The sequence below is a fragment of the Mesorhizobium sp. M2A.F.Ca.ET.042.01.1.1 genome (assembly GCF_003997405.1).
Lineage (GTDB): Bacteria > Pseudomonadota > Alphaproteobacteria > Rhizobiales > Rhizobiaceae > Mesorhizobium.
In genome coordinates, this window is the sequence record NZ_RZRX01000452.1 from 1 (window position 1) to 2,641 (window position 2,641).

A 2,641-nucleotide genomic window follows, 5' to 3' on the forward strand; every position below is an offset into this window, starting at 1 on the left:
CGACATCTCGCCGGTTCTGATTGGCGAGGTCGCTGTCTACGACTTCGTCAACCAGACCGCCGAAATGGCGACCAGGTTCGACCTTCACGCCGTGCCGCGATGGCAATATGGCGAGGAGTTCCTTGCGCTGCTCGACAGCCTTGAGGGCGCCTTGCCGCTCGCCCGCGCGTCCGATCTCTCGGATGAACCATTGGCGCGAAAGATCTTCCAGCTCTCCGAGGGACTGATCGGTGAGATCGTGGCGGTCGTCTCCGCTGCGGCGTCGACCGCAGTGAGATCCGGTGAGGAGCGGATCACGAAATCGGGCATCGAGGCGCTGCGCTACGTCCCGGTCTCGAAGCGCCGCCGGGGGCTGGTGCGCGATGACCTGCTGTGAAGGGTGAAGCGGCGCGTGCGGGCTTCGCGATCGAGGTCCGCGAGCGGTATGGCGACGTCGCGCAAGACCGTTGGCCGGTTTCCGTCGACCCGCTTCCGGACGAGCTGCTGTCGAGCTGGCTTCACCGGCTTTCACTCGCAAACGGCATCGCGCCGCGGTCATTCGCCGGGGTCCTCGGACTCGGCAACGGGATGTGGTCGCCGCGCCTCGATCTTGATCTTCCGCGCCACGTCGCCGTTTTGCTCGCTGATCAGACAAGTGTTCCGCGTGAAGCGATCATAAAGATGACCATGACCGGTTGCGCATTGATCCCGCTCCTGCTGCCTCGGCGCGAGAGCGCGCACCGGAACCGTTCGACCTGGATGCAGTATTGCCCTCTGTGCCTCGCCGACGACGAAGCACCTTATTTTCGCCGGCAGTGGCGGCTGTCATCTCGGATATCCTGCTTCGTGCATCGTTGCAGCCTTCGCGATCGATGCCCCAGTTGCCGCGCCGGTATCGCCTCCTTTGACCAAGCCGAACTCCGTCCACAGCATGTCTGCGCGCGATGCAGCTTCGATCTGCGTGACGCCCCGAAAACCTCCGTCAATGCGGCGCCTCGGCGGCTCGAACGTGCCATTGCGGACATCTGCAGCATCGAAGTGGCCAAACGCTCGCCCACGATCCAAGATCTGGTTTCTCGGCTGCTGCGTGCACCAGTTGTCGCCGACATTCGCTCGGCAAAGCGCCTGACCGGCCTCTCGGCTGCAACGCGCATCCACTGCTTCAACGCGCTTACGACGCGGCCTGCAGACTGGCTGGTCAGCAATGAGGATGCTGCCGTCGCACATCGACGGCGGGCTATTCTGGCTGCGGGCGGCCATGGAGAACTGATCGCACGGTTCACAGATATCCTGGAGAAGAATCAGCAACCGCGATTGTCGGAGCGCTCACCGCCTCCGAACGCCGGCCTCATCGATCTGCTTGAGGCGTATTCGCGGTTCATTTGACGGCCTGTGCCCGACAGGGCAGCATCTCGCCAGCCGTCCTTGTGACCGACGTAATATTGGGCGAGCAGGACTGTCAGCCAACGCTTCTCACGAAGGGGAATCAGTTGTATTCTGCGAGTCGGTGCTCTGGCAGGAGCGCGCCGCCCGTCGTTGCGAAGCTGTTGACAGCACTGCCGATAGTGACGCTCCCGTTCATGTCATGTTCGGGCTCGCGAGGTGGTTGACGGGTGACACTTCTCAACGAGCCAGGAGAACTGGCATGTCCAAGACAGATGTTCAGCCGTCCTCGATTGAGGGCATAAAGCGCCTTGCCAAGGCCATCTCGAAGAGAGATGCGATCCCACACACCAAAGCGCTCGACACGGCATCACAGGTATCGGGCTTTGGCAATTTTCAGCATGCACATCGATTGCTGAGCAATCGTTCAGCTGATGCCGCCCCGGCGCGGCACGTCGTCTACATCTCCACCTTCTGGCGGGATAGCGAGACACGAACCTCCGGCCGTGAGACGATCCGGGTGTCCCTGTCGACGCCACTCGATGAAATGATCAAGCCGACGCAGTATCGATATGCGCACAAGCTGGGCCGTTTTCGGCGCCATGCCCCAGACCATGTGATCGATGAGTATAGACCGGACTCGGCGAGCGCTGCTCTGGCACGCGCATGCGGAGCCGCGAGGGTACTGCAGTTCATGGATATCACCGGCCTGCGGCCGTCCAAGGCGCGGGTTGAACCGCGAGGAGGATATTCTGCTCGCCTTCCCGGACATGATCATGGAAGTGTCTGGTTCGACCCCGTGGCGAAACACCACGTCGGAGCCGACGAACCTTATTCAGGAAGCGCTCTGTCCAAAATGGCCGAACGTGATGCCTGGGCGGGGCAACACAACTGGTCACTTGCCAAGCCAGATTGGGCAGGAATGTATTTTCCGGAAGGGGGCAGCGAGCTTTTCCTGTATGCCGACGCTTCGAAGGGATATTCGCTCGAGGGGCTGCTGAAGGCACTTTCCAAGGCTTGTGCAGCAATCGTACCCGAGAATTGTGACAGGGTCGCCATCGGGGCTCACGCTCCTTTTGTAACGCCAGGAGAGAAGGCTGCGGCGGAGGCGAAGCGCTCGAAAGACGTCCAACGAAAAGCACCCTCGCCCCGCGGTCCCAAAACGACTGTCGAGTACCGGCTGCCGCTCAGCGGCAAGCCGCGCCGGCGTCCGAAGACGGCCATGCCTGTGGACGCGCATGCCAAGATCGGTTCGCTGCTGAAGAGCGTGCTTGTGGAC

2 protein-coding genes and 1 pseudogene are annotated in these 2,641 nt (G+C 61.8%); all 3 read left to right on the top strand.

All coding sequences use genetic code 11. The annotated features are described in order from the left end of the window. A pseudogene (locus EOA23_RS33520) lies at positions 1-376 on the top strand (TniB family NTP-binding protein); the annotation flags it as partial. Continuing rightward, positions 373-1,365, top strand: coding sequence for a TniQ family protein (locus EOA23_RS33525; RefSeq protein ID WP_127307209.1), 993 nt, complete (start codon positions 373-375; stop codon positions 1,363-1,365). The pseudogene EOA23_RS33520 and the gene EOA23_RS33525, both read left to right, overlap by 4 nt. A gap of 259 nt (positions 1,366-1,624) precedes the next feature. Beyond that, positions 1,625-2,641, top strand: a 1,017-nt coding sequence (locus EOA23_RS33530) for a hypothetical protein (protein ID WP_245474434.1), incomplete at its 3' end; no start/stop codon positions are given.